Genomic DNA, 21,671 nt, shown 5'->3' with positions numbered 1-21,671 from the left:
AGACCGGCAGACCTTGATCTGCCGTCCGCTAACTGTTTTTTGAGGGTCGCCTGACATGGAGCGTCTGATACGCTTTTTTGCCGCTTTGACCCGTTGGGGCCTGGGCCTGTGCGCCTTGTTGCTGGTATTGGCAGCGGTGTACGTGAGCCTGGGGCGCGAACTGACCCCGCTGGTGGCCGAATATCGCGCCGAAGTCGAAGCCAAGGCCCAGGCTGCGCTGGATACGCCGCTGCATATCGGTAGCCTTGAAGGCCGCTGGAGCGGGTTTGCCCCGGTATTGCTGGCCCACGACGTCATGGTCGGCGAGGGCAGCAGTGCCTTGCGCCTGGACCAGGTGGAGGTGGTGCCGGATATGTGGGCCAGCCTGTTGGCCCGCGAAGTGCGCATCGTTCATCTGCAAGTCAGTGGCTTGCAACTGAGCGTCAAGGAAGACCAGGACGGCCGCTGGACCCTGCAAGGCTTGCCGGTACAAGACGATCAGCCGTTGGACCCGCAACAGCTGCTGACGCGCATGCAGATGGTCAAGCGCGTGTCGGTGCTGGACAGCCAGGTCACCTTGCAACCCTTCGATCAGGCCCCGGTGACCGTGACCTACGTGGGCCTGAGCCTGCATACCGGCATGAGCCAGCAGCGCCTGGACGCTCGCCTGACATTGCCCGACGGCCAGCCGTTGGCGGTCAGCCTGCGTAGCCGCATCCGCGCGAGCCAGTGGCAAGACGCTGAGGTCGATGCCTACCTGAGCCTGCCGCAAAGCGACTGGGCCAAGTGGATTCCCGCCAGGCTGACCCAGCAATGGAAGCTGACGCAATTGAAGGCCGGCGGCGAGTTTTGGCTCAGTTGGGCCAAGGGTACGGTGCAAAGCGCGGCGGTACGCCTCAATTCGCCCCAAGTGAAGGGCAGCTACGCCGACCGTAAGCCGGTGCATCTCGAAAACCTGGCCCTGACCGCCTACCTGCAGCGCAGTGACACTGGCCTCAAGGTGCTGTTTGATTCCCTGGCGATGAATATTGGCGAAACCCGTTGGGAGTCGCGCCTGCAATTGCAGCAGAGCCTGGCCACCGACAAGGAACAGGAAGTGTGGAAGTTGCAGGCCGATCGTCTCGACCTCACGCCTATCACACCGCTGCTCAACGCCTTGGCGCCGCTGCCGGAAGGTTTCGCCAAGACCGTCGAACACCTCAAAGCCACCGGCCTGTTACGCAATGTGCTGGTGGACTTCCGACCGCAAGACACCACCGACCGCAAACTCAGTTTTGCCGCCAACCTGGAGCGTGTCGGCTTCGATGCGTACTTCGGCGCGCCGGCCGCACGCAATGTGTCCGGCAGCATCAGTGGCGACCTGGGCCAGGGCGAGTTGCGCATGGACAGCAAGGACTTTTCCTTGCATCTGTATCCGATCTTCGCCAAGCCGTGGCAGTACATCCAGGCCAATGCACGCCTGACCTGGAAACTGGACAAACAAGGCTTCACCTTGATTGCCCCGTACATCAAGGTGCTGGGCGAGGAAGGGAAGGTGGCGGCGGACTTCCTGATTCGCCTGCATTTCGACCACAGCCAGGAAGACTACATGGACCTGCGGGTCGGCATGGTCGATGGCGATGGCCGTTTCACTCCCAAGTACCTACCGGCCGTGTTGAGCCCGGCGCTGGATGAATGGCTGCGCACGGCGATCCTCAAGGGTGCGGTGGACGAAGGCTTCTTCCAGTACCAGGGTTCGCTCAGCCACAATGCACTGCCGGCGTCGCGCAATATCAGCCTGTTCTTCAAGGTGCATGATGCCGAACTGGCCTTCCAGCCCGGCTGGCCTCATGTGAACAAGGTCAATGGGGAAGTGTTCGTCGAGGAGAGCGGTGTACGCATTCTGGCGAGCAAGGGCCAGTTGCTCGACACCCAGGTCAAGGATGTCTACGTCAATATCCCTCACGCCCCAGCGGGCGGGGACAGTCATCTGCTGCTCACGGGCGGGTTCTCCGGCGGTTTGGGCGACGGCCTGAAGATTCTTCAAGAAGCCCCTATCGGCACGGCGTCTACGTTCGCCGGCTGGAAAGGCGAGGGCGACCTGCAAGGTAGCCTGGACTTGGACGTACCGCTGGCCAAAGGCACTGAGCCCAAGATCGTGGTGGACTTCAAGACTGACAAGGCGCGCCTGCAATTGGCGGAACCGCCGCTGGACCTGACCCAGCTCAAGGGTGATTTTCGCTTCGACAGCGCCAAGGGCCTGAGCGGGCAGAAGATTTCGGCCCAGGCGTTCGACCGCCCCATCACGGCGCAGATCTTTGCCGAAGGCAAACCGGGCAATATCAGCACGCGGGTGACTGCCAATGGCCAGGTCACCGTCAAGCGACTTACGGACTGGTTGAAAATCAGCCAGCCGTTGCCGGTCTCCGGCGATATTCCGTACCAGTTGCAAGTGATCCTGGACGGCGCGGACAGCCAGTTGATGGTCAACTCCAACCTCAAGGGTGTCGCGGTGGACCTGCCGGCACCGTTCGGCATGCCCGCCAGCCAGGGGCGTGACAGCACCTTTCGCATGACCTTGCAGGGTGCTGAGCGCCGTTACTGGTTTGATTACGGCGAGTTGGCGAATTTCACTTTTGCCGCGCCGCCGGACAAGTTCAATGATGGCCGCGGCGAACTGTTCCTCGGCGACGGTGATGCCGTGTTGCCCGGTGCCAAGGGCCTGCGCATTCGTGGCGTGTTGTCGGAACTGGATATCGATCCCTGGAAGAAACTCGTGGATCGCTACGCGGGCAATGATCCAGGTGGCAATGCCAAGCAACTGCTCAGTGGCGCTGATTTCAACGTAGGCAAACTGACCGGGTTTGGTACCCAGTTTGACCGGGTCAGCTTGCAGCTTGATCGCAAGCCGGCAGCCTGGGGCCTGCAACTCGATAGCCAGCAAGCCAAGGGCACGGTGAACCTGCCGGACGCCAAAGGCGCGCCGATTGCGGTCAACCTAAAGTATGTGAAATTGCCTGCGGCAGACCCAACCGCGCAGGCGGATGAAAACGCGCCGGACCCGCTGGCCGATATCGACCCCAAGAGCATTCCGGCACTGGATATTGCCGTCGACCAGTTGTTCCAGGGCTCGGACCTGATCGGCGCCTGGTCGCTGAGAATCCGCCCGACCGCCAAGGGCCTGGCTTTCAATAACCTCGACCTTGGCCTCAAGGGCATGTTGCTCAAGGGCGCCGGGGGGTGGGAAGGTGCGCCAGGCGCCAGCAGCAGTTGGTACAAGGGCCGCCTCGATGGCCGTAACATTGCCGACGTGCTCAAGGGGTGGGGGTTTGCGCCCACGGTGACCAGCGAAGACTTCCACCTGGACGTGGATGGCCGCTGGCCGGGTTCGCCGGCTTGGGTGGGGCCCAAGCGGTTTTCCGGCAGCCTGGATGCCGCGTTCCGTAAAGGTCAGTTCGTCGAAGTGGAGGGCGGGGCCCAGGCATTGCGAGTGTTTGGCTTGCTTAACTTCAACTCCATTGGCCGGCGTTTGCGTTTGGACTTTTCCGACTTGTTCGGCAAGGGCTTGAGTTATGACCGGGTCAAAGGCTTGTTGGCCGCCAGTAATGGCGTGTTCGTGACCCGCGAGCCCATCACCATGACCGGGCCCTCCACCAATCTGGAGCTTAACGGCACCCTGGATCTGGTTGCCGATCGCGTCGACGCCAAGCTGCTGGTCACGTTGCCTGTGACCAACAATCTGCCGATTGCGGCGCTGATTGTCGGCGCGCCGGCCATTGGCGGTGCGTTGTTTTTGATCGACAAGCTGATCGGTGACCGGGTTTCGCGCTTTGCCAGTGTGCAATACAAGGTGCAAGGCCCCTGGAAGGATCCGAAAATCACCTTCGACAAGCCATTTGAAAAGCCAAACTGAGAGCCTGTGGAGTAGCATGGCCCCATGCCCTGTATGGAGTGTCGGCCCATGTCCTTTGCGGTAATTCAAATGGTCAGCCAGAGTGACGTGCTGGCCAACCTCGCCCAGGCGCGTCGCCTGCTGGAGCAGGCGGCGGCCGGTGGCGCGAAACTCGCGGTGCTGCCAGAAAATTTTGCCGCCATGGGGCGCCGCGACGTGGCCGACATTGGCCGCGCCGAGGCGTTGGGCCAAGGGCCTGTGCTGCCCTGGTTGAAACAGGCCGCCCGCGACCTCACCTTATGGATAGTGGCCGGCACATTGCCGTTGCCGCCCAAGGACCAGCCCCACGCCAAGCCCAATGCTTGCTCGCTGCTGATCAACGATCAGGGTGAAATCGTCGCTCGCTACGACAAACTCCATCTGTTTGATGTGGACGTGGCGGATGCTCGCGGCCGTTATCGCGAATCTGACGACTATGCTTTCGGTAACCAGGTGGTGGTGGCGGATACGCCGGTGGGCCGTGTGGGGTTGACGGTGTGTTACGACCTGCGTTTCCCCGAGCTGTACAGCGAGTTACGCGCGGCGGGGGCTGAACTGATTACCGCGCCCTCGGCCTTCACGGCGGTGACCGGCGCAGCGCACTGGGATGTGCTTATTCGCGCACGTGCCATCGAAACCCAGTGCTACCTGCTGGCAGCCGCCCAGGGCGGTGTGCACCCAGGCCCACGGGAAACTTTTGGCCACGCAGCGATTGTCGACCCTTGGGGTCGAGTGCTGGCGCAACAGGATCAAGGCGAAGCGGTGTTACTGGCCGAACGCGATAGCAGTGAACAGGCGTCGATACGGGCGCGCATGCCGGTGGCCAATCACCGGCGCTTTTTCTCGCAGGGCGCGCAGCGGCCTGCTTCAGAACGATGAATTTAAGGCCAAACCTATGAGCGAGTTGTTGTCCTCAGTCAGTGATCACCTCCTGGCACCCGGTGGCGTGACCATCGAAAGCCTGCAAACCGTGCTCGGCGATCTGGCCGGACCGGGTATCGATGCGGCTGACCTGTATTTCCAGGGGCAGATTTCCGAGTCCTGGGCGCTGGAAGATGGGATCGTCAAGGAAGGCAGTTTCAACCTTGACCAAGGCGTAGGCGTTCGCGCGCAATCGGGTGAGAAGACCGGCTTTGCCTACAGCAATGCGATCACCCTGGAGGCCCTGGGCCTGGCGGCGCGTGCCGCCCGTTCGATTTCCCGTGCCGGCCAGAATGGCACGGTACAGGCGTTCAGTACCCAGGACGTGGCCCAGTTGTATGCACCGGATAACCCCTTGGAAGTGATCAGCCGTGCGGAAAAGGTCGAGCTGCTCAAGCGTATCGACGCAGCTACCCGTGCCTTGGACCCGCGTATCCAGCAAGTGACCGTGAGCATGGCGGGCGTGTGGGAGCGCATCCTCGTGGCGTCCACCGACGGTGGGTTGGCGGCGGATGTACGGCCGCTGGTGCGTTTCAATGTGAGTGTGATCGTCGAGCAGAACGGGCGCCGCGAGCGCGGTGGCCATGGCGGCGGCGGGCGCACCGACTACCGTTACTTCCTCGCTGACGACCGTGCCATGGGCTATGCCCGTGAAGCGCTGCGCCAAGCATTGGTCAACCTGGAAGCGATACCGGCACCGGCCGGCACCTTGCCGGTGGTGCTGGGCTCGGGTTGGTCTGGGGTGTTGCTCCACGAAGCCGTGGGCCATGGGCTGGAAGGCGATTTCAACCGCAAGGGCAGTTCTGCCTACAGCGGGCGCATGGGCGAAATGGTTGCGTCCAAGCTGTGCACCATTGTCGATGACGGCACCCTGGCCGGCCGCCGTGGTTCGCTGAGTGTCGATGACGAAGGGACGCCGACCGAATGCACCACCCTGATCGAGAACGGCGTGCTCAAGGGCTACATGCAAGACAAACTCAACGCCCGTCTGATGGGCGTGGCGCGTACCGGTAATGGTCGGCGCGAGTCTTACGCGCACCTGCCGATGCCGCGCATGACCAACACCTACATGCTCGGTGGCCAAAGCGATCCGGCGGAAATCATTGCCTCGGTCAAACGCGGTATCTACTGCGCCAACCTCGGCGGCGGCCAGGTGGACATCACCAGCGGCAAGTTCGTGTTCTCCACCAGCGAGGCGTACCTGATCGAAGACGGCAAGATTACTGCGCCGGTCAAAGGGGCGACGCTGATTGGTAATGGGCCGGAAGCCATGAGCAAGGTGTCGATGGTCGGTAACGACCTGTCGCTGGACAGCGGCGTGGGCACGTGCGGCAAGGATGGGCAATCGGTGCCGGTAGGTGTCGGCCAGCCAACCTTGAAAATTGATGCGATCACCGTGGGTGGCACGGGGTCGTAGGAGCGGGAGCTTCGGGTGGCGAAGACCGCCACCCGGGGAAGAGGATCAGCGCAGGCCGCGTTGAGTCTCGTCCAGCTCACGGATGTACTTGAAGATTTTACGGCTGGTGGCTGGCGCCTTGTTATGCGCCAGCTCGTGCTGGGCCTGACGGATCAGGGAGCGCAATTGCTGGCGGTCCGCGTCCGGGTAGTCCAGTACGAATTTCTCCAGCACCGCGTCATCGCCCGAGATCAGGCGGTCACGCCAACGTTCCAGGTTGTGGAAGCGTTCGTTGTACTGGCGAGTGGAGGCATCGGTTTGATCGAGCAAAGTCAGAATGGCGTCAATGTCTTGGTCGCGCATCAGTTTGCCGATAAACGAGATGTGCCGTTTACGCGCAATATTCGCGGTGTGCTTGGGTGCATCGGCCAGGGCCCGACGCATTTCGTCGGTCAGTGGCAGTTTGGCAACCAAATCCTTTTTGAGCGTTGTAAGGCGCTCGCCAAGGTCAACCAGAGCATGCAGCTCACGTTTGACCTGGGTTTTGCTTTTCTCCCCATCGAGGGAGTCGTCGTAAGAATCAACCATGGTGGCAGTCCGCAAAGAAACGCCGCCATGATAACCAGTCGGGGGCCGCTTGTCCGGCCCGGTCGCTCGATGGCCATTACCGAAAGCAGAATTTGAGTGGAGAAAACCATGAGTGCAGCCCAAAGCGTCGGTCCACAAGCGTTACCGGCACTGCAGGAACAAGTCGAGCAGATCCTTGCCGAAGCCAAGCGCCAAGGGGCCAGCGCCTGTGAAGTGGCGGTGTCGCTGGAGCAAGGCTTGTCGACTTCGGTGCGCCAGCGGGAAGTGGAAACGGTCGAATTCAATCGTGACCAAGGGTTTGGCATTACCTTGTACGCGGGCCAGCGAAAAGGCTCGGCCAGCACCTCAGCCAGTGGCCCTGAGGCGATTCGCGAGACCGTCGCCGCGGCACTGGCGATTGCCAAGCACACGTCCGAGGATGAAAGCTCGGGCCTGGCCGACAAAGCGCTGATGGCCAAGGAAGTGCAGGATTTCGACCTGTTCCATGCCTGGGATATTACCCCTGAGCAAGCCATCGAGCTGGCGCTGACCTGCGAAGCGGCAGCCTTCGATGCCGATGCCCGCATCAAGAATGCGGACGGCACCACCTTGAGCACCCATCAGGGCTGCCGCGTCTACGGCAACAGCCATGGCTTTATCGGTGGTTATGCCTCCACGCGTCACAGCCTCAGTTGCGTGATGATTGCCGAAGCCAACGGGCAGATGCAGCGTGATTACTGGTACGACGTAAACCGCCAAGGCGAGTTACTGGCAGACCCTGCAAGCATTGGCCTGCGTGCAGCGCAACGGGCTGCGAGCCGCCTGGGCGCGCGCCCGGTGCCGACCTGCGAAGTGCCTGTGCTGTTTTCTGCAGAGTTGGCCGGTGGTTTATTCGGCAGCTTCCTGGGGGCGATTTCCGGTGGCAACCTGTATCGCAAGTCTTCGTTCCTGGAAGGCGCCATCGGCCAGAAGCTGTTCCCTGAGTGGCTGACCATCGACGAGCGCCCGCATCTGATGCGCGCGATGGGCAGTTCTTCGTTCGACGGCGATGGCTTGGCAACCTATGCCAAGCCGTTTGTCGAGAAGGGTGAGTTGGTGTCCTATGTGTTGGGCACTTATGCCGGTCGCAAGCTGGGCCTGCCAAGCACCGCCAACGCGGGCGGCGTGCATAACCTGTTCGTGACCCATGGCGATGAAGACCAGGCGGCATTGTTGCGGCAGATGGGGCGTGGGTTGTTGGTGACTGAATTGATGGGCCATGGCCTGAACATGGTCACCGGTGACTACTCGCGCGGTGCGGCGGGCTTCTGGGTGGAGAACGGCGAGATTCAGTTCGCCGTCCAGGAAGTGACCATCGCTGGCAATATGCGCGATATGTTCAAGCAGATCGTTGCCGTGGGTAACGACCTGGAACTGCGCAGCAATATCCGTACGGGTTCGGTGCTGATCGAACGCATGACAGTCGCTGGCAGCTAATCCTCCAGCACGTCCTCAAAAGGCGCGCCATCGCAAAGATGGCGCGCCTTTTTTATTGCAGCTCTTTTTGTGGGATCAATGGGCTACCCTTGTTTTGATTCTCAATATCATTTAATAATAAATATCATTACCGAGTGAGTGTGGCTCATGAGTTCTGTCCTGCATGAGGATCCCTATCTGGAAAGCTGGCGCTGGATGAGCCGCCAGATTCGCTGTGGCCTGGATCCCAATGAACCCCGCCTGATCGAGCATTACCTCAACGAAGGTCGGTACCTGGCGTGTTGCACCGCAACCCATCCGTGGACGATCGCTGAAACCTCCTTTCGCTTGTTGATCGACACCGCCAGCGATATCGCCTTGCCCTGGCATTGGCGCTCCCTGTGCCTGGACCAGGCCTGGCGGCCACTGCGCGACCTGGAAAAACTCTCCCACTGTGCCTGCCGCCTCAAGCGCTGGCAGACCTTTGCCTGGCAATTGGCGAGCTGCGAATTACTGCCTTCGATTTCCGTTTCTGACTTGGTGCAAGGATCTAATGATGAGTAACACCCGTATCGAACGCGACAGCATGGGCGAACTGCGTGTCCCGCAAGAAGCTTTGTATGGCGCGCAAACCCAGCGTGCCGTGAATAATTTTCCGATCAGTCATCAAGCCATGCCGGCGCAATTCATCCGCGCCCTGATCCTGGCCAAGACCGCCGCCGCGAGGGTCAACGTCGACCTCAAGCAAATCAGCGAAGGGCAGGGCAAGGCCATTGTCGATGCCGCCCAAGGCCTGCTGGAAGGCGACTACATGCAGCACTTCCCGGTGGATATCTTCCAGACCGGCTCCGGCACCAGCTCCAACATGAACGCCAACGAAGTGATCGCGACCCTTGCCAGCCGTTTGCTCGGCGAGGCGGTCAACCCAAATGACCATGTCAATTGCGGCCAGAGCAGCAACGACATCATCCCCACCACCATCCACGTCAGTGCCGCGTTGGTGCTGCACGAGCAAACACTGCCGGCCCTGCTGCATCTGGTGCAGGTCATCGAGCAAAAAGCCGAGGCGGTTCGCCCGTTCATCAAGACCGGCCGCACGCATTTGATGGACGCCATGCCGGTGCGCATGAGCCAGGTGCTGAACGGCTGGGCGCAGCAGCTCAAGGCCAATATCGGCCACTTGCAGGACTTGCTACCGGCGCTGCAAGCACTGGCCCAGGGCGGCACGGCGGTCGGTACCGGGGTCAATGCGCACCCCGAGTTTGCCGGGCGTTTCAGCCAGCAACTGAGCCTGTTGACCGGGGTGAAGTTCACGCCCGGCAAGAACCTGTTTGCGCTGATTGGCTCCCAGGACACCGCCGTTGCAGTCTCTGGCCAGTTGAAAGCCACGGCGGTGTCACTGATGAAGATCGCCAATGACCTGCGCTGGATGAACTCTGGCCCATTGGCCGGCCTCGGTGAAATCGAGCTGGAGGCGCTGCAGCCGGGCTCGTCGATCATGCCGGGCAAGGTCAACCCGGTAATTCCAGAAGCCACGGCCATGGTGGCCGCCCAGGTGATTGGCAACGACACAGTGATCACCGTGGCCGGCCAATCGGGCAACTTCGAGCTGAATGTGATGTTGCCGATCATTGCCCAGAACCTGCTCAGTAGCCTTGAGTTGCTGGCCAACTCCAGCCGGTTGCTGGCGGACAAGGCCATTGCCAGCTTCAAGGTCAATGAGCCCAAGCTCAAGGAAGCGCTGTCGCGCAATCCCATCCTGGTCACCGCACTTAACCCGATCATCGGCTACCAGAAAGCCGCTGAAATCGCCAAGAAGGCGTATCAGCAAGGCCGCCCGGTGATCGATGTCGCCCTCGAACACACCGACCTGCCTCGCAGCCAACTGGAAGTCCTGCTGGACCCGGAAAAGCTCACGGCTGGCGGCGTGTAATCAACGACCCTGCTTTGGAGGCTCTCCATGGAGCACTGGAAACGCACGATCGAACGGGCCAATCGCTGCTTTATGGCGGGTGAGCTGGTTGACGCTCGCGAGGCCTATCTGCAAGCCCTGGCCTTGGCCCAAGTGTTATTCGAACGCTGGGCAGACGCTGACGAAGCAGTGGCGGCTTGCGTCATTTCCCATCACAACCTGGCGGACCTGCACTTGCGCCTGAACCAGCCTGAGGAAAGCGCGGAATACCTGTGCGCTATCCATCAGCGCCTTTTGCAGACCATGCAGGACCCACGCCTCAGCCCGTCATTGCGCGAGGCCGCGCTGCGCCAGAGCAGCAAGACCTACGTCGAGCTGCTGAATTTCATCAGCGATCACGGCGAATACCCACGCACTCATCGGCTGCTGGGCAATGCTGCGACGCCAACGTCCACGTCCCACTATGGAGCACATTGATATGACCTATACCTTGCCGGCCTTGCCTTACGCCTACGACGCCCTCGAGCCGCATATCGACGCGCAAACCATGGAAATTCACTACACCAAACACCACCAGACCTACATCAATAACCTCAATGCCGCGGTCGAGGGCACTGAGTTCGCCGGCTGGCCGGTGGAGAAGCTGGTCTCCAGCGTCCAAACATTGCCGGAGAAATTACGCGCCGCCGTGGTCAACCAAGGAGGCGGGCATGCGAACCACTCGTTGTTCTGGGCGGTCATGTCACCGACAGGGGGCGGCAAACCCGAGGGTGCGCTGGGCAAGGCCATCGACGAACAACTTGGCGGCTTCGACAGCTTCAAGGAAGCGTTTACCAAGGCGGCGTTGACGCGTTTTGGCAGCGGTTGGGCCTGGCTGAGCGTTACGCCCCAGAAAACGCTGGTGGTGGAAAGCAGCGGCAACCAGGACAGCCCGTTGATGAGCGGCAATACACCCATCCTTGGTCTGGACGTCTGGGAACACGCTTATTACCTGCAATATCAAAACCGACGACCCGAGTACATCAATGCATTTTATAGCGTCATCAACTGGCCGGAAGTTGCCGCGCGTTATCAGGCGGCCCTGGCCTGAAATTCACTCCATAACAAGATCTAAGGCCGACTATGGGCACTCAAACACTGGCGATCGGTAGCGTACGAATGTTTCGTTATGCGTTTGGCACGCTGCTGCTATTGGCAGGTACTGCGTTATGGGTGGCCCATGGGCTGGCCTGGTTGAACCTGGAGCCACGCATCCTGCGCGCGTTGCAGGGCGGAGCGATCTGCGCGCTCGGCACGGCGCTGGGCGCGGTGCCAGTGTTGGTGATTCGGCGCATGCCGATGGCGCTGAGCGATACCCTGCTGGGCTTTGGAGCGGGTGTAATGCTGGCGGCGACTGCTTTCTCCCTGGTCGTGCCGGGTATCGCTGCCGCCGAAAGCCTGGGGCTTTCACCTTGGGGCGCCGGTGGCCTGATCAGCTTCGGCATCATGCTCGGGGCGTTCGGCCTGTACCTTGTGGACCGCAAAGTTTCCGGCGCCAGCCCGGAAATGCTGGTGGGGACACCGGATAAACCGGTTATCCCGCCGCGCATTTGGTTATTCGTGTTTGCCATCATTGCGCACAACATCCCGGAAGGCATGGCTGTGGGTGTTTCGGCGGGCGGAGGCATGGCGGATGCCGATAGTCTCGCCATGGGCATTGCCCTGCAGGATGTCCCTGAAGGGCTGGTGATTGCGTTGGTATTGGCTGGGGCGGGAATGTCGCGGGTCAAGGCCTTCTTGATTGGCGCTGCATCAGGCTTGGTTGAACCGGTATTTGCGGTGCTTTGCGCATGGCTGGTGAGCCTTGCCGAAGTGTTGTTGCCGTTGGGTCTGGCGCTGGCCGCCGGGGCAATGTTGCTGGTGGTGACTCATGAAGTCATCCCCGAGTCGCGCCGCAATGGCCATGAAAAGCTCGCCAGCCTTGGGCTGTGCCTCGGGTTTTGCCTGATGATGGTGATGGATACGGCGCTGGGCTGAGGATGGCTCCCTGTAGGAGCGAGCTTGCTCGCGAAGAACGCAAGAGCACCGCGTTAAACCAGGATGCCCGCGTTATCGTTGACGTTTTTCGCGAGCAAGCTCGCTCCTACAGTAGGGGTTATTCGCCTTCGTCGAAGTAATTGTCGATCAACTTAACCAGTGCGGCCATTGCTTCGTCTTCTTGCTCACCTTCGGTACTCAGATGGATCTTGGTGCCTTTGCCGGCCGCCAACATCATCATCGCCATGATGCTTTTGCCATCGACCATGGACTCTGGCGTGCGCCCTGCACGGATCTGGCAGGGGAACTGCCCGGCCACTCCAACGAATTTAGCCGACGCCCGGGCGTGCAGGCCCAGCTTGTTGATGATTTCAATTTCCCGAGCCGGCATCGCAGTGGTGTTCCTTTCAGCTAAGGTCGCGGTGGCGAACCTGGACGTTCTTGAGGGTTTGTTGCAGCACCTGGCCCAGCCGTTCAGTCAAATAAACCGAGCGGTGGTGGCCACCCGTGCAGCCAATTGCAATGGTGACATAGGCCCGATTGCTGGCGGCAAAGCGCGGCAACCATTTGAGCAGGTAGCTGGAGATGTCCTGGAACATCTCTTCTACGTCTGGTTGCGCGGCCAGATAGTCGACCACAGGCTGATCCAGCCCGGACTGATCGCGTAATTCCGGCTTCCAGTAAGGGTTGGGCAGGCAGCGCACATCGAACACCAGGTCGGCATCGACCGGCATGCCGCGCTTGAAGCCAAACGACTCGACCAGGAACGCCGTACCCGGCTCAGGCTGGTTCAGCAGGCGCAGCTTGATCGCATCGCGCAACTGATACAGGTTCAGGTGGGTGGTGTTGATCTTCAGGTCGGCCAGGTCAATGATCGGCCCCAGCAGCTTGGTCTCGTCCTCGATGGCTTCGGCCAGGGAGCGGTTGGCACTGCTGAGGGGGTGACGTCGACGGGTTTCGGAGAAACGCTTGAGCAGGGTTTCTTCGTCGGCATCCAGGTACAGCACGTCGCAATGAATGTGCTTGGCGCGCACTTCTTCCAACAGTTCCGGGAACCGTGAGAGGTGGCTGGGCAGGTTGCGCGCATCAATCGAGACAGCCACAAGTGGCTGTGCCAATTCGGTATGGATCAATGCACGTTCCGCCAGCTCTGGCAGCAGGCCGGCTGGCAGGTTGTCGATGCAATAGAAGCCGTTGTCCTCAAGCACATTGAGGGCGGTGCTCTTACCCGAGCCGGAGCGACCGCTGACGATGATCAAACGCATGATTACTGCCCGTTTTGTTCATCCAGCACAACTTGGTACAGCGCCTCACTGGTGGGGGCGCTGCGCAGTTTGTCGCGTACATCCTTGCGGTCCAGCATGCTGGCGATCTGCCGGAGCAGTTCCAGGTGCGCATCGGTGGCGGCTTGCGGGACCAGCAGAACGAACAGCAGGTCAACCGGGGCACCGTCGATGGCGTCGAAATCGATGGGTTTCTCCAGGTGCAGCAGTGCGCTGACCGGGGTATCGCAGCCTTCGAGGCGGCAGTGAGGAATGGCGATACCGTTGCCAAAACCGGTCGAGCCGAGTTTTTCACGGGCGATCAACGCTTCGTACACAGCTTGCGTGTCCAATTCGGGCACTTCGCGGCCGATCAGGTTGGCAATTTGTTCGAGGGCGCGCTTTTTACTGCCGCCCGGCACGTTCACAAGGGAACGGCCGGGGGTCAGGATGGTTTCAAGTCGGATCATGGGGGGAGAGTTAACGACCTGTACCTTGCATCAGGTGCAGATTCTTTTCCTTATGCTTTATGAGTTGGCGGTCGAGCTTGTCGTAGAGCGAGTCGATTGCCGCGTACATGTCTTCATGTTCCGCATTGGCGACGAGCTTGGCATTCGGTACGTGCAGGGTGGCCTCGATTTTCTGCTTGAGCTTATCGACCTCCATGATGACCTGCACGTTAGTGATCTTGTCAAAATGCCCCGCAAGCTTGTTCAGCTTGCTCTCGGTGTATTCACGCAGGGGCTTGGTGACTTCCAGCTGGTGTCCACTGATGTTGACTTGCATACAGCTTCTCCTTCGTTGCCAGTGCATAAAGCGGTGGGCAGGAATACCCACCACTGGAACGCTGTGGCCCGCCCGTCACATCAACCGCTTACGCTCGCTGGAAGGCGCGATCCCTAGGGACTCGCGGTACTTGGCGACGGTTCGACGGGCGACCTGAATGCCTTGTGCCTCCAGTAAACCAGCGATCTTGCTGTCACTCAACGGCTTTTTCTGATTTTCCGCGGCAACCAGTTTTTTGATGATCGCGCGGATCGCCGTGGACGAGCATTCGCCGCCTTCGGAGGTGCTGACGTGGCTGGAGAAAAAGTATTTCAGCTCATAAATACCCCGTGGGGTATGCATGAATTTCTGCGTGGTGACCCGGGAAATCGTCGATTCATGCATGCCAACGGCTTCGGCGATGTCGTGCAGCACCAGAGGCTTCATGGCCTCGTCGCCGTATTCCAGGAAACCGCGCTGGTGTTCGACGATCTGGGTAGCGACTTTCATCAGGGTTTCGTTGCGACTTTGCAGGCTCTTGATGAACCACCGCGCTTCCTGCAACTGGTTGCGCATGAAGGTGTTGTCGGCGCTGGTGTCAGCGCGGCGCACAAAGCCTGCGTACTGCGGGTTGACCCGCAGGCGCGGTACCGATTCCTGGTTCAACTCCACCAGCCAGCGCTCGTTGTCTTTACGCACGATGACGTCGGGCACCACGTATTCGGCTTCGCTGGACTCGATCTGCGAGCCCGGACGCGGGTTGAGGCTTTGCACTAGCTCGATGACCTGGCGCAAGTCATCTTCCTTGAGCTTCATGCGGCGCATCAGTTGGCTGTAGTCGCGGCTGCCCAGCAGGTCGATGTAGTCACTGACCAGCCGTTGCGCTTCGGTGAGCCATGGCGTCTTGGCCGGCAGTTGGCGCAGTTGCAGCAACAGGCACTCGCTGAGCGTGCGGGCACCAATGCCGGCGGGCTCGAATTGCTGGATGCGGTGCAGGACGGCTTCGATTTCGTCCAGTTCGATGTCCAGTTCCGGGTCGAAGGCCTCGAGGATCTCGTCGAGGGTTTCGTCCAGGTAGCCCTGGTTGTTGATGCAGTCGATCAGGGTGACCGCGATCAGGCGATCGGTATCGGACATCGGCGCCAGGTTCAGTTGCCATAATAAGTGGCTCTGCAGGCTCTCGCCCACCGACGTACGGGTGGTGAAGTCCCACTCGTCATCATCGTTGCTCGGCAGGCTGCTGGCGCTGGTCTGGTAAACGTCTTCCCACGCAGTGTCCACGGGAAGCTCGTTGGGAATGCGTTCGTTCCAGTCGCCTTCCTCCAGGTTGTCCACCGTCGGGGCGGTTTCCTGATAGGAGGGTTCCTGCACGTCGGGATTGGGTTTTTGCTCGATGTTGTCGGCCAGCGGATCTGCGTTGTCGAAGTCGTCGCCTTCTTCCTGGCGTTCGAGCATCGGATTGGACTCCAGGGCCTCCTGGATTTCCTGTTGCAGGTCCAGGGTCGACAATTGGAGCAGGCGGATGGCCTGTTGCAGCTGCGGTGTCATCGTCAGCTGCTGGCCCATTCTCAGGACTAGCGATGGTTTCATGGCAGGGGCTTAACACCTTATTCGCCGGCGCAATGCGCCATCCACGACAGGGCGCGTGAGCGCCAAACATAAGCAAATTATATGCCTGATCTCGGGGCCTTTGCCTAGAGCGCGGTAACAATAAAAAAACCGAGGTTTCTATTGACTCCCGCGCGCTCAAGGGAAAAGCGCGATACCCCTGTGTTTACAGGCGGAACTCGTGACCCAGGTACACTTCCTTCACCAGCTCGTTAGCCAGGATCGTCTCGGCATCGCCTTCGGCAATCAGCTGACCATCGTTGACGATATAAGCGGTTTCGCAGATATCGAGGGTCTCGCGCACGTTGTGGTCGGTGATCAGCACGCCAATGCCCTTGGCCTTGAGGTGATGGATGATCTGCTTGATGTCACCCACCGAAATCGGGTCGACACCGGCGAAGGGTTCATCCAGCAGGATGAATTTCGGCGCGGTCGCCAGGGCGCGAGCGATTTCCACGCGGCGACGCTCACCACCGGACAAGCTCATGCCGAGGTTGTCGCGAATATGGTTGATGTGGAATTCCTGCAGCAGGCTTTCCAGCTCTTGGCGGCGGCCATCGCGATCAAGTTCCTTGCGGGTCTCGAGGATCGCCATGATGTTGTCGGCTACCGACAGTTTGCGGAAGATCGACGCTTCCTGGGGAAGATAGCCGATACCTGCCCGTGCACGACCGTGCATGGGTTGGTGGCTGACGTCCAGGTCGTCGATCAATACGCGACCCTGGTCTGCCTGGACCAGCCCGACGATCATATAGAAGCAGGTGGTTTTGCCAGCACCGTTGGGGCCGAGCAAACCGACGATCTGGCCGCTGTCGATCGACAGGCTGACGTCGCGTACCACCTGGCGGCTTTTATAGGCCTTGGCCAGATGCTGGGCTTTCAGGGTTGCCATTACTCGGCCTTCTTCTTCGGCTGGATAACCATGTCGATGCGTGGGCGCGGTGCGGTGACCTTGTTGCCGTTGGCGCGACCGGCGTTAGCGATCTGCTTCACGGTGTCATAGGTGATTTTTTCACCTTCCGTGGAGTTACCGTCCGGGCTCAGCACCTTGGCCTGGTCAATCAGTACGATGCGGTTCTGCTGGGCGTGATACTGGATAGTCTTACCGTAGCCCTTCATCGGGCCGGTGTCGGTGGCGGACTGCTTCTGCTCGAAATAAGCCAGGTTGCCCACCGACGTCACCACATCGATATCGCCGGTCTTGGTACGCGTCAGGGTCACCGTGTTGCCGGTAATCTTCATCGAGCCCTGGGTGATGATCACGCCGCCGGTGTAGGTGGCGACACCTTGCTTGTCATCGAGCTGCGCATCGTCAGCCGAAATATGGATCGGTTGCTGGCTATCGTTCGGCAGAGCCCAGGCGCTCACGCTTCCCAGTGCTGCGCCCAGACCGAGCAAAATAGGGAGGGTTTTAACGAGCCTCATACTGTCCTCTTACGTTCGATAGCAGGTGTATCCTGCTTTCTTTCAAATACGCTTTCATTCCCTTGCCAGTCGATACACCGCCAGCGCCGTCGATTCTAACGTCTTGCTCGGTCTGCGCATATTGCTTCTGTGGGAATACGGTCATGCGACTGCTGGTAATGATGGTGTCGCGGTTCTGCGCGTCTGTACGTGCGACGCGTACCGAGTCGATCAGTTCAACTTCGGTGCCGTCCGGGTTGACCTCGCCACGCTTGCTGGTGACGTGCCAGGGAAATTCGGTGCCGCGATACAGGTTCAGGTCCGGATTGGTCAGCAGGCTGACTTCGGAAGCCTTCAAGTGCTCGACCTTGTCCGATGTCATCTCATACTGCACCTTGCCGTCGGGCAGGTACTGAATGCTGTAGGCATTGGTGGCGTAATAGTCGATAAGGCCTTCGTCAACCTGTGCAACAGGCTTGTCGAGAAAGCGCTCCGGGCTGATATTCCAGTAGCCCACCGCCAGGAGCAGCGCGGCGATGACCCCGAATAACAGAAAGTTGCGAATCTTTTTGCTCAGCATATAACGCTCTATAGGTAGGCGGCGTGGGCCGCTTCAAGACTGCCCTGGGCACGCAGGATCAACTCGCAGAACTCGCGGGCGGCACCTTCCCCGCCACGGGCGGTGGTGATGCCATGGGCGTGTTCGCGCACAAACGCTGCGGCATTCGCGACGGCCATGCCCAGGCCTACCCGGCGAATCACCGGCAGGTCTGGCAGGTCGTCGCCCAGATAGGCGACCTGTTCATAGCTTAGGTTGAGTTGGCCAAGAAGCTCGTCCAGTACCACCAGTTTATCCTCGCGGCCCTGATACAGGTGAGGAATACCGAGGTTTTGTGCGCGGCGTTCCACAACCGGTGTTTTTCGACCGCTGATAATTGCGGTTTGCACGCCCGCCGCCATCAGCATCTTGATGCCTTGGCCGTCGAGGGTGTTGAACGTCTTGAATTCGCTGCCGTCTTCGAGGAAGTACAGGCGGCCATCCGTCAGCACGCCGTCAACGTCGAAAATCGCCAGTTTGATGTTCTTACCGCGTTGCATCAGGTCGCTGGTCATTTACATCACTCCTGCGCGCAGCAAATCGCCAAGGTTAAGGGCCCCGATCGGCCGATCATCGTGGTCGACCACTATAAGTGCGCCTATGCGGTGGTCTTCCATGATTTTCAACGCTTCAGCCGCGAGCATTTCGGCGCGGGCGGTCTTGCCGTGAGGGGTCATTACGGCGTCGATGGTGGCGGTATGGATATCAATGGTGCGGTCCAGGGTGCGACGCAGGTCGCCGTCGGTGAATATCCCGGCCAGCCGGCCATCGGTCTCGACAATAGCGGTCATGCCCAAGCCCTTGCGGGTCATTTCCATCAGCGCATCCCGGAGCAGGGTGCCGCGTGGAACGCTCGGCAGTTCTGTGCCGCTGTGCATCACGTTTTCCACTTTCAGCAACAGGCGACGGCCCAGTGCACCACCGGGATGGGAAAATGCGAAGTCTTCAGCGGTAAACCCGCGAGCCTCCAGCAGTGCCACCGCCAGGGCATCGCCCATTACCAGCGCTGCGGTGGTGGAGGAGGTGGGCGCCAGGTTCAGCGGGCAGGCCTCGTGGGCCACGTGCACGTTGAGGTTGACGTCGGCGGCCTTGGCCAGCGTTGACTCAGGGTTGCCTGTGAGGCTGACCATCTGGATGCCCAGGCGCTTGATCAGCGGCAACAGGGTCACGATTTCGTTGGTGGTGCCGGAGTTGGACAGCGCCAAAATCACGTCATCCTTGGTGATCATGCCCATGTCGCCGTGGCTGGCTTCGGCCGGGTGCACGAAAAACGCAGTGGTCCCGGTGCTCGCCAGGGTCGCGGCGATCTTGTTGCCAATGTGGCCGGATTTGCCCATGCCGACCACCACAACGCGGCCCTTGCTGGCCAGAATCATCTCGCAGGCGCGCACGAAATCCGCGTCGATATGCGCCAGCAAGCCTTCTACGGCTTCAAGCTCAAGGCGTATGGTGCGTTGTGCGGATTGAATAAGGTCGCTGGATTGGCTCATGTCTGAAATCGTATAGCCTGACGAAAAGTCGGCGATTATAGCGGTAATGATCGATTCCCTCACGCAAGTTCGTCAGGCTTTGTGCGCGGGATAACTGAAAAGCACCGTCGGTAACATAGCAAGCAACGTTTTTTCCCTGTCTCAAATCTGAACCAGCGCTGTTCCGGCCTTGGGCGCTCTGTACCAGCAGTGATATAGTTCGCCGCCAGTTCGGTCCGCCCAACCCATGTGCCTTATTATTGCGCATCCGTTGAAAACCAAAGTCGCACACATGGTGTCTGAGTGAAAGGCTGCATCCCAAGGAGATTAGATGAGTGCCGATAACGCCTACGCGGTCGAGCTGAAGGGTCTTACCTTCAAGCGCGGGACGCGCAGCATCTTCAATAACGTCGATATTCGCATTCCTCGCGGCAAGGTCACGGGCATCATGGGGCCTTCCGGTTGCGGCAAGACCACCCTGTTGCGCCTGATGGGCATGCAATTGCGCCCCAGTGCCGGGGAAGTGTGGGTCAACGGCCAGAACCTGCCGACGCTGTCGCGCAGCGATCTGTTCGATGCGCGCAAGCACATGGGCGTGCTGTTCCAGAGCGGCGCGCTGTTCACCGACCTCGATGTGTTCGAAAACGTGGCCTTCCCGCTACGGGTGCACACCCAGCTGTCCGACGAGATGATTCGTGACATCGTATTGCTGAAGCTGCAGGCCGTGGGCCTTCGCGGTGCCATCGACCTGATGCCGGACGAGTTGTCCGGCGGCATGAAGCGCCGTGTCGCCCTGGCGCGGGCCATTGCCCTCGACCCACAGATCCTCATGTACGACGAGCCATTCGTGGGCCAGGACCCGATCGCCATGGGCGTATTGGTGCGCCTGATCCGCCTGCTCAACGATGCATTGGGGATCACCAGTATCGTGGTGTCCCACGACCTGGCCGAAACCGCGAGCATTGCCGACTACCTCTATGTAGTCGGTGATGGTCAGGTGCTGGGGCAGGGTACGCCTGAAGAGTTGATGAATGCCGATAACCCGCGCATTCGCCAATTCATGACCGGCAACCCCGATGGCCCGGTGCCTTTTCACTTTCCGGCAGCGGACTACCGCTCAGATCTTCTGGGGAAGCGCTGATGCGCAAGACATCTCTTATCGAGAAGGTTCGCCTTTTCGGTCGCTCGGGCATCGACATCGTCGAAGTGCTGGGGCGTTCGACCATTTTCCTGTTCCACGCCTTGCTGGGGCGCGGCGGCATCGGCGGCGGCTTTGGCCTGCTGGTCAAGCAGTTGCACTCGGTGGGGGTGATGTCCCTGGTGATCATCGTGGTCTCCGGCGTGTTCATCGGCATGGTGCTGGCGCTGCAGGGTTTCAATATCCTCTCCAGCTACGGCTCGGAGCAGGCGGTAGGGCAGATGGTGGCACTGACCCTGTTGCGCGAGCTTGGCCCGGTGGTCACCGCCTTGTTGTTCGCGGGGCGTGCAGGTTCGGCGCTGACTGCTGAAATCGGCAATATGAAGTCCACCGAGCAGCTGTCCAGCCTGGAAATGATCGGCGTGGACCCGCTCAAGTACATTGTTGCCCCGCGCCTGTGGGCCGGCTTCATTTCCCTGCCATTGCTGGCGATGATCTTCAGCGTGGTGGGTATCTGGGGCGGTTCGTGGGTGGCGGTTGACTGGCTGGGGGTCTACGACGGCTCCTACTGGGCCAACATGCAAAACAGCGTGACCTTCACCGGTGACGTGCTCAACGGCATCATAAAGAGCATTGTCTTTGCCTTTGTGGTGACCTGGATTGCCGTATTCCAAGGCTATGACTGCGAGCCCACTTCAGAGGGGATCAGCCGTGCCACTACCAAGACCGTTGTGTACGCCTCGCTGGCGGTACTGGGCCTTGACTTCATTTTGACCGCCTTGATGTTTGGAGATTTCTGATGCAAAACCGCACTGTGGAAATCGGTGTCGGCCTTTTCTTGCTGGCTGGCATCCTGGCTTTACTGTTGTTGGCCCTGCGAGTCAGCGGCCTTTCGGCCAGCCCTACCGCCGATACCTATAAACTTTACGCGTACTTCGACAATATCGCCGGTTTGACGGTCAGATCCAAAGTGACCATGGCCGGTGTCACCATCGGCAAGGTCACGGCAATCGATCTGGATCGCGACAGCTTTACCGGTCGGGTGACGATGCAACTGGACAAGAAGGTAGATAATCTGCCGACTGACTCCACAGCATCTATCCTCACTGCGGGGTTGCTGGGCGAGAAGTACATCGGTGTCAGCGTGGGCGGGGAAACAGCCCTGCTCAAGGATGGTTCGACCATCCACGACACACAGTCGTCGCTGGTGCTTGAAGACCTGATCGGAAAATTTTTGCTCAATACGGTCAATAAAGACGCCAAATGAGGAA

23 protein-coding genes are annotated in these 21,671 nt (G+C 60.0%); 12 read left to right on the top strand and 11 right to left on the bottom strand.

Translation table 11 applies throughout. From position 1 onward, the window contains the following. The first annotated feature begins 55 nt into the window (after positions 1 to 55). From DK871_RS20325 to tldD, 3 genes are read left to right on the top strand one after another with little or no spacing between them, the layout of a single operon-like run. Positions 56 to 3,871: a YhdP family protein gene (locus tag DK871_RS20325; RefSeq protein WP_161906420.1), complete on the top strand. Its 3,816-nt coding sequence runs from the start codon at positions 56 to 58 to the stop codon at positions 3,869 to 3,871. Positions 3,872 to 3,919: 48 nt separating this feature from the next. Then, positions 3,920 to 4,768 carry a carbon-nitrogen hydrolase family protein gene (locus tag DK871_RS20320; RefSeq protein WP_094774472.1) on the top strand — a complete coding sequence of 283 codons (849 nt, stop codon included), beginning with the start codon at positions 3,920 to 3,922 and terminating at the stop codon, positions 4,766 to 4,768. A 16-nt stretch (positions 4,769 to 4,784) separates the two neighbouring features. After that, positions 4,785 to 6,227: a metalloprotease TldD gene (gene tldD / locus DK871_RS20315; RefSeq protein ID WP_003188566.1), complete on the top strand. Its 1,443-nt coding sequence runs from the start codon at positions 4,785 to 4,787 to the stop codon at positions 6,225 to 6,227. Between the two features lie 45 nt (positions 6,228 to 6,272). Here tldD and yjgA read toward each other — a convergent pair whose 3' ends face one another. After that, positions 6,273 to 6,794: a ribosome biogenesis factor YjgA gene (gene yjgA, locus DK871_RS20310; RefSeq protein WP_003188568.1), complete on the bottom strand. Its 522-nt coding sequence runs from the start codon at positions 6,792 to 6,794 to the stop codon at positions 6,273 to 6,275. Positions 6,795 to 6,902: 108 nt separating this feature from the next. Between yjgA and pmbA the strand changes: the two genes are divergently transcribed. The 6 genes from pmbA to DK871_RS20280 all read left to right on the top strand — a co-directional run bounded on the left by pmbA (position 6,903) and on the right by DK871_RS20280 (position 12,156). After that, a complete protein-coding gene (pmbA, locus tag DK871_RS20305; protein ID WP_161906419.1) occupies positions 6,903 to 8,249 on the top strand; it encodes a metalloprotease PmbA in 1,347 nt (448 codons plus the stop codon). A gap of 147 nt (positions 8,250 to 8,396) precedes the next feature. Next, positions 8,397 to 8,792, top strand: a complete 396-nt coding sequence (locus DK871_RS20300) for a hypothetical protein (RefSeq protein ID WP_032893559.1) — start codon at positions 8,397 to 8,399, stop codon at positions 8,790 to 8,792. Then, a complete protein-coding gene (locus DK871_RS20295) occupies positions 8,785 to 10,161 on the top strand; it encodes a lyase family protein (RefSeq protein WP_161906418.1) in 1,377 nt (458 codons plus the stop codon). The genes DK871_RS20300 and DK871_RS20295 overlap by 8 nt, the downstream gene beginning before the upstream one ends. 27 nt (positions 10,162 to 10,188) lie before the next feature. After that, positions 10,189 to 10,617 carry a hypothetical protein gene (locus DK871_RS20290; RefSeq protein WP_161906417.1) on the top strand — a complete coding sequence of 143 codons (429 nt, stop codon included), beginning with the start codon at positions 10,189 to 10,191 and terminating at the stop codon, positions 10,615 to 10,617. A gap of 1 nt (position 10,618) precedes the next feature. After that, positions 10,619 to 11,230, top strand: a complete 612-nt coding sequence (locus DK871_RS20285; protein WP_044271631.1) for a superoxide dismutase — start codon at positions 10,619 to 10,621, stop codon at positions 11,228 to 11,230. Positions 11,231 to 11,262: 32 nt separating this feature from the next. Beyond that, the gene (locus DK871_RS20280) at positions 11,263 to 12,156 is read left to right on the top strand and encodes a ZIP family metal transporter (protein ID WP_161906416.1); all 894 of its coding nucleotides are present in this window, start codon (positions 11,263 to 11,265) and stop codon (positions 12,154 to 12,156) included. A 118-nt stretch (positions 12,157 to 12,274) separates the two neighbouring features. Here the strand turns inward: DK871_RS20280 and DK871_RS20275 are convergent, their stop codons facing one another. From DK871_RS20275 to DK871_RS20230, 10 genes are all read right to left on the bottom strand, one after another. After that, positions 12,275 to 12,547 carry an HPr family phosphocarrier protein gene (locus tag DK871_RS20275; protein ID WP_161906415.1) on the bottom strand — a complete coding sequence of 91 codons (273 nt, stop codon included), beginning with the start codon at positions 12,545 to 12,547 and terminating at the stop codon, positions 12,275 to 12,277. A gap of 16 nt (positions 12,548 to 12,563) precedes the next feature. Further along, a complete protein-coding gene (rapZ, locus tag DK871_RS20270) occupies positions 12,564 to 13,421 on the bottom strand; it encodes an RNase adapter RapZ (protein ID WP_073524057.1) in 858 nt (285 codons plus the stop codon). 2 nt (positions 13,422 to 13,423) lie between these two features. After that, positions 13,424 to 13,888: a PTS IIA-like nitrogen regulatory protein PtsN gene (gene ptsN, locus DK871_RS20265; RefSeq protein WP_161906414.1), complete on the bottom strand. Its 465-nt coding sequence runs from the start codon at positions 13,886 to 13,888 to the stop codon at positions 13,424 to 13,426. Between the two features lie 10 nt (positions 13,889 to 13,898). Then, positions 13,899 to 14,204 (bottom strand): ribosome hibernation-promoting factor, HPF/YfiA family, encoded by a 306-nt coding sequence (gene hpf, locus DK871_RS20260; RefSeq protein WP_003171804.1) that lies wholly within the window; start codon positions 14,202 to 14,204, stop codon positions 13,899 to 13,901. 75 nt (positions 14,205 to 14,279) lie between these two features. After that, positions 14,280 to 15,773, bottom strand: a complete 1,494-nt coding sequence (locus DK871_RS20255) for an RNA polymerase factor sigma-54 (protein WP_003188580.1) — start codon at positions 15,771 to 15,773, stop codon at positions 14,280 to 14,282. Positions 15,774 to 15,957: 184 nt separating this feature from the next. Further along, complete coding sequence (gene lptB / locus DK871_RS20250) at positions 15,958 to 16,683, bottom strand: LPS export ABC transporter ATP-binding protein (protein WP_003188582.1); 726 nt, start codon at positions 16,681 to 16,683, stop codon at positions 15,958 to 15,960. Then, positions 16,683 to 17,216, bottom strand: a complete 534-nt coding sequence (gene lptA / locus DK871_RS20245) for a lipopolysaccharide transport periplasmic protein LptA (protein WP_032893554.1) — start codon at positions 17,214 to 17,216, stop codon at positions 16,683 to 16,685. The genes lptB and lptA overlap by 1 nt, the downstream gene beginning before the upstream one ends. Further along, entirely contained in the window at positions 17,203 to 17,775 is a 573-nt protein-coding gene (lptC, locus tag DK871_RS20240) for an LPS export ABC transporter periplasmic protein LptC (protein WP_014716937.1), read from the bottom strand. Before lptC ends, lptA begins: the two co-directional genes overlap by 14 nt. An 8-nt stretch (positions 17,776 to 17,783) precedes the next feature. Continuing rightward, the gene (locus tag DK871_RS20235) at positions 17,784 to 18,308 is read right to left on the bottom strand and encodes an HAD family hydrolase (RefSeq protein WP_003188588.1); all 525 of its coding nucleotides are present in this window, start codon (positions 18,306 to 18,308) and stop codon (positions 17,784 to 17,786) included. Further along, entirely contained in the window at positions 18,309 to 19,283 is a 975-nt protein-coding gene (locus DK871_RS20230) for a KpsF/GutQ family sugar-phosphate isomerase (RefSeq protein ID WP_161906413.1), read from the bottom strand. A 310-nt stretch (positions 19,284 to 19,593) separates the two neighbouring features. Here DK871_RS20230 and DK871_RS20225 point away from each other — a divergent pair, with 310 nt between their 5' ends. From DK871_RS20225 to mlaD, 3 genes are read left to right on the top strand one after another with little or no spacing between them, the layout of a single operon-like run. Further along, a complete protein-coding gene (locus tag DK871_RS20225; RefSeq protein ID WP_003188590.1) occupies positions 19,594 to 20,403 on the top strand; it encodes an ATP-binding cassette domain-containing protein in 810 nt (269 codons plus the stop codon). Next, positions 20,403 to 21,200 (top strand): lipid asymmetry maintenance ABC transporter permease subunit MlaE, encoded by a 798-nt coding sequence (gene mlaE, locus DK871_RS20220; RefSeq protein ID WP_003188592.1) that lies wholly within the window; start codon positions 20,403 to 20,405, stop codon positions 21,198 to 21,200. Before DK871_RS20225 ends, mlaE begins: the two co-directional genes overlap by 1 nt. Then, complete coding sequence (gene mlaD, locus DK871_RS20215) at positions 21,200 to 21,667, top strand: outer membrane lipid asymmetry maintenance protein MlaD (RefSeq protein WP_003188593.1); 468 nt, start codon at positions 21,200 to 21,202, stop codon at positions 21,665 to 21,667. The genes mlaE and mlaD overlap by 1 nt, the downstream gene beginning before the upstream one ends. Positions 21,668 to 21,671: the final 4 nt, after the last annotated feature.

It is taken from the genome of Pseudomonas sp. L13 (genome assembly GCF_009935965.1).
In the GTDB taxonomy this organism is placed as follows: Bacteria; Pseudomonadota; Gammaproteobacteria; order Pseudomonadales; family Pseudomonadaceae; genus Aquipseudomonas; species Aquipseudomonas lactis.
The sequence above is the reverse complement of the archived record's forward strand: the minus strand, read 5'-3'. Positions and strand labels throughout refer to the sequence as shown.

Excerpts from the sequence above, each read along its gene's own strand:
- DK871_RS20285 (WP_044271631.1), top strand. The coding sequence starts at position 10,619 with ATGACCTATACCTTGCCGGCCTTGCCTTACGCCTACGACGCCCTCGAG.
- rapZ (WP_073524057.1), bottom strand. The coding sequence starts at position 13,421 with ATGCGTTTGATCATCGTCAGCGGTCGCTCCGGCTCGGGTAAGAGCACC.
- DK871_RS20235 (WP_003188588.1), bottom strand. The coding sequence starts at position 18,308 with ATGACCAGCGACCTGATGCAACGCGGTAAGAACATCAAACTGGCGATT.
- mlaE (WP_003188592.1), top strand. The coding sequence starts at position 20,403 with ATGCGCAAGACATCTCTTATCGAGAAGGTTCGCCTTTTCGGTCGCTCG.
- DK871_RS20230 (WP_161906413.1), bottom strand. The coding sequence starts at position 19,283 with ATGAGCCAATCCAGCGACCTTATTCAATCCGCACAACGCACCATACGC.
- pmbA (WP_161906419.1), top strand. The coding sequence starts at position 6,903 with ATGAGTGCAGCCCAAAGCGTCGGTCCACAAGCGTTACCGGCACTGCAG.
- ptsN (WP_161906414.1), bottom strand. The coding sequence starts at position 13,888 with ATGATCCGACTTGAAACCATCCTGACCCCCGGCCGTTCCCTTGTGAAC.
- yjgA (WP_003188568.1), bottom strand. The coding sequence starts at position 6,794 with ATGGTTGATTCTTACGACGACTCCCTCGATGGGGAGAAAAGCAAAACC.
- mlaD (WP_003188593.1), top strand. The coding sequence starts at position 21,200 with ATGCAAAACCGCACTGTGGAAATCGGTGTCGGCCTTTTCTTGCTGGCT.
- hpf (WP_003171804.1), bottom strand. The coding sequence starts at position 14,204 with ATGCAAGTCAACATCAGTGGACACCAGCTGGAAGTCACCAAGCCCCTG.
- lptC (WP_014716937.1), bottom strand. The coding sequence starts at position 17,775 with ATGCTGAGCAAAAAGATTCGCAACTTTCTGTTATTCGGGGTCATCGCC.
- lptB (WP_003188582.1), bottom strand. The coding sequence starts at position 16,683 with ATGGCAACCCTGAAAGCCCAGCATCTGGCCAAGGCCTATAAAAGCCGC.
- DK871_RS20275 (WP_161906415.1), bottom strand. The coding sequence starts at position 12,547 with ATGCCGGCTCGGGAAATTGAAATCATCAACAAGCTGGGCCTGCACGCC.
- DK871_RS20320 (WP_094774472.1), top strand. The coding sequence starts at position 3,920 with ATGTCCTTTGCGGTAATTCAAATGGTCAGCCAGAGTGACGTGCTGGCC.
- DK871_RS20300 (WP_032893559.1), top strand. The coding sequence starts at position 8,397 with ATGAGTTCTGTCCTGCATGAGGATCCCTATCTGGAAAGCTGGCGCTGG.
- DK871_RS20225 (WP_003188590.1), top strand. The coding sequence starts at position 19,594 with ATGAGTGCCGATAACGCCTACGCGGTCGAGCTGAAGGGTCTTACCTTC.
- DK871_RS20255 (WP_003188580.1), bottom strand. The coding sequence starts at position 15,773 with ATGAAACCATCGCTAGTCCTGAGAATGGGCCAGCAGCTGACGATGACA.
- DK871_RS20325 (WP_161906420.1), top strand. The coding sequence starts at position 56 with ATGGAGCGTCTGATACGCTTTTTTGCCGCTTTGACCCGTTGGGGCCTG.
- tldD (WP_003188566.1), top strand. The coding sequence starts at position 4,785 with ATGAGCGAGTTGTTGTCCTCAGTCAGTGATCACCTCCTGGCACCCGGT.
- DK871_RS20280 (WP_161906416.1), top strand. The coding sequence starts at position 11,263 with ATGGGCACTCAAACACTGGCGATCGGTAGCGTACGAATGTTTCGTTAT.
- lptA (WP_032893554.1), bottom strand. The coding sequence starts at position 17,216 with ATGAGGCTCGTTAAAACCCTCCCTATTTTGCTCGGTCTGGGCGCAGCA.
- DK871_RS20290 (WP_161906417.1), top strand. The coding sequence starts at position 10,189 with ATGGAGCACTGGAAACGCACGATCGAACGGGCCAATCGCTGCTTTATG.
- DK871_RS20295 (WP_161906418.1), top strand. The coding sequence starts at position 8,785 with ATGAGTAACACCCGTATCGAACGCGACAGCATGGGCGAACTGCGTGTC.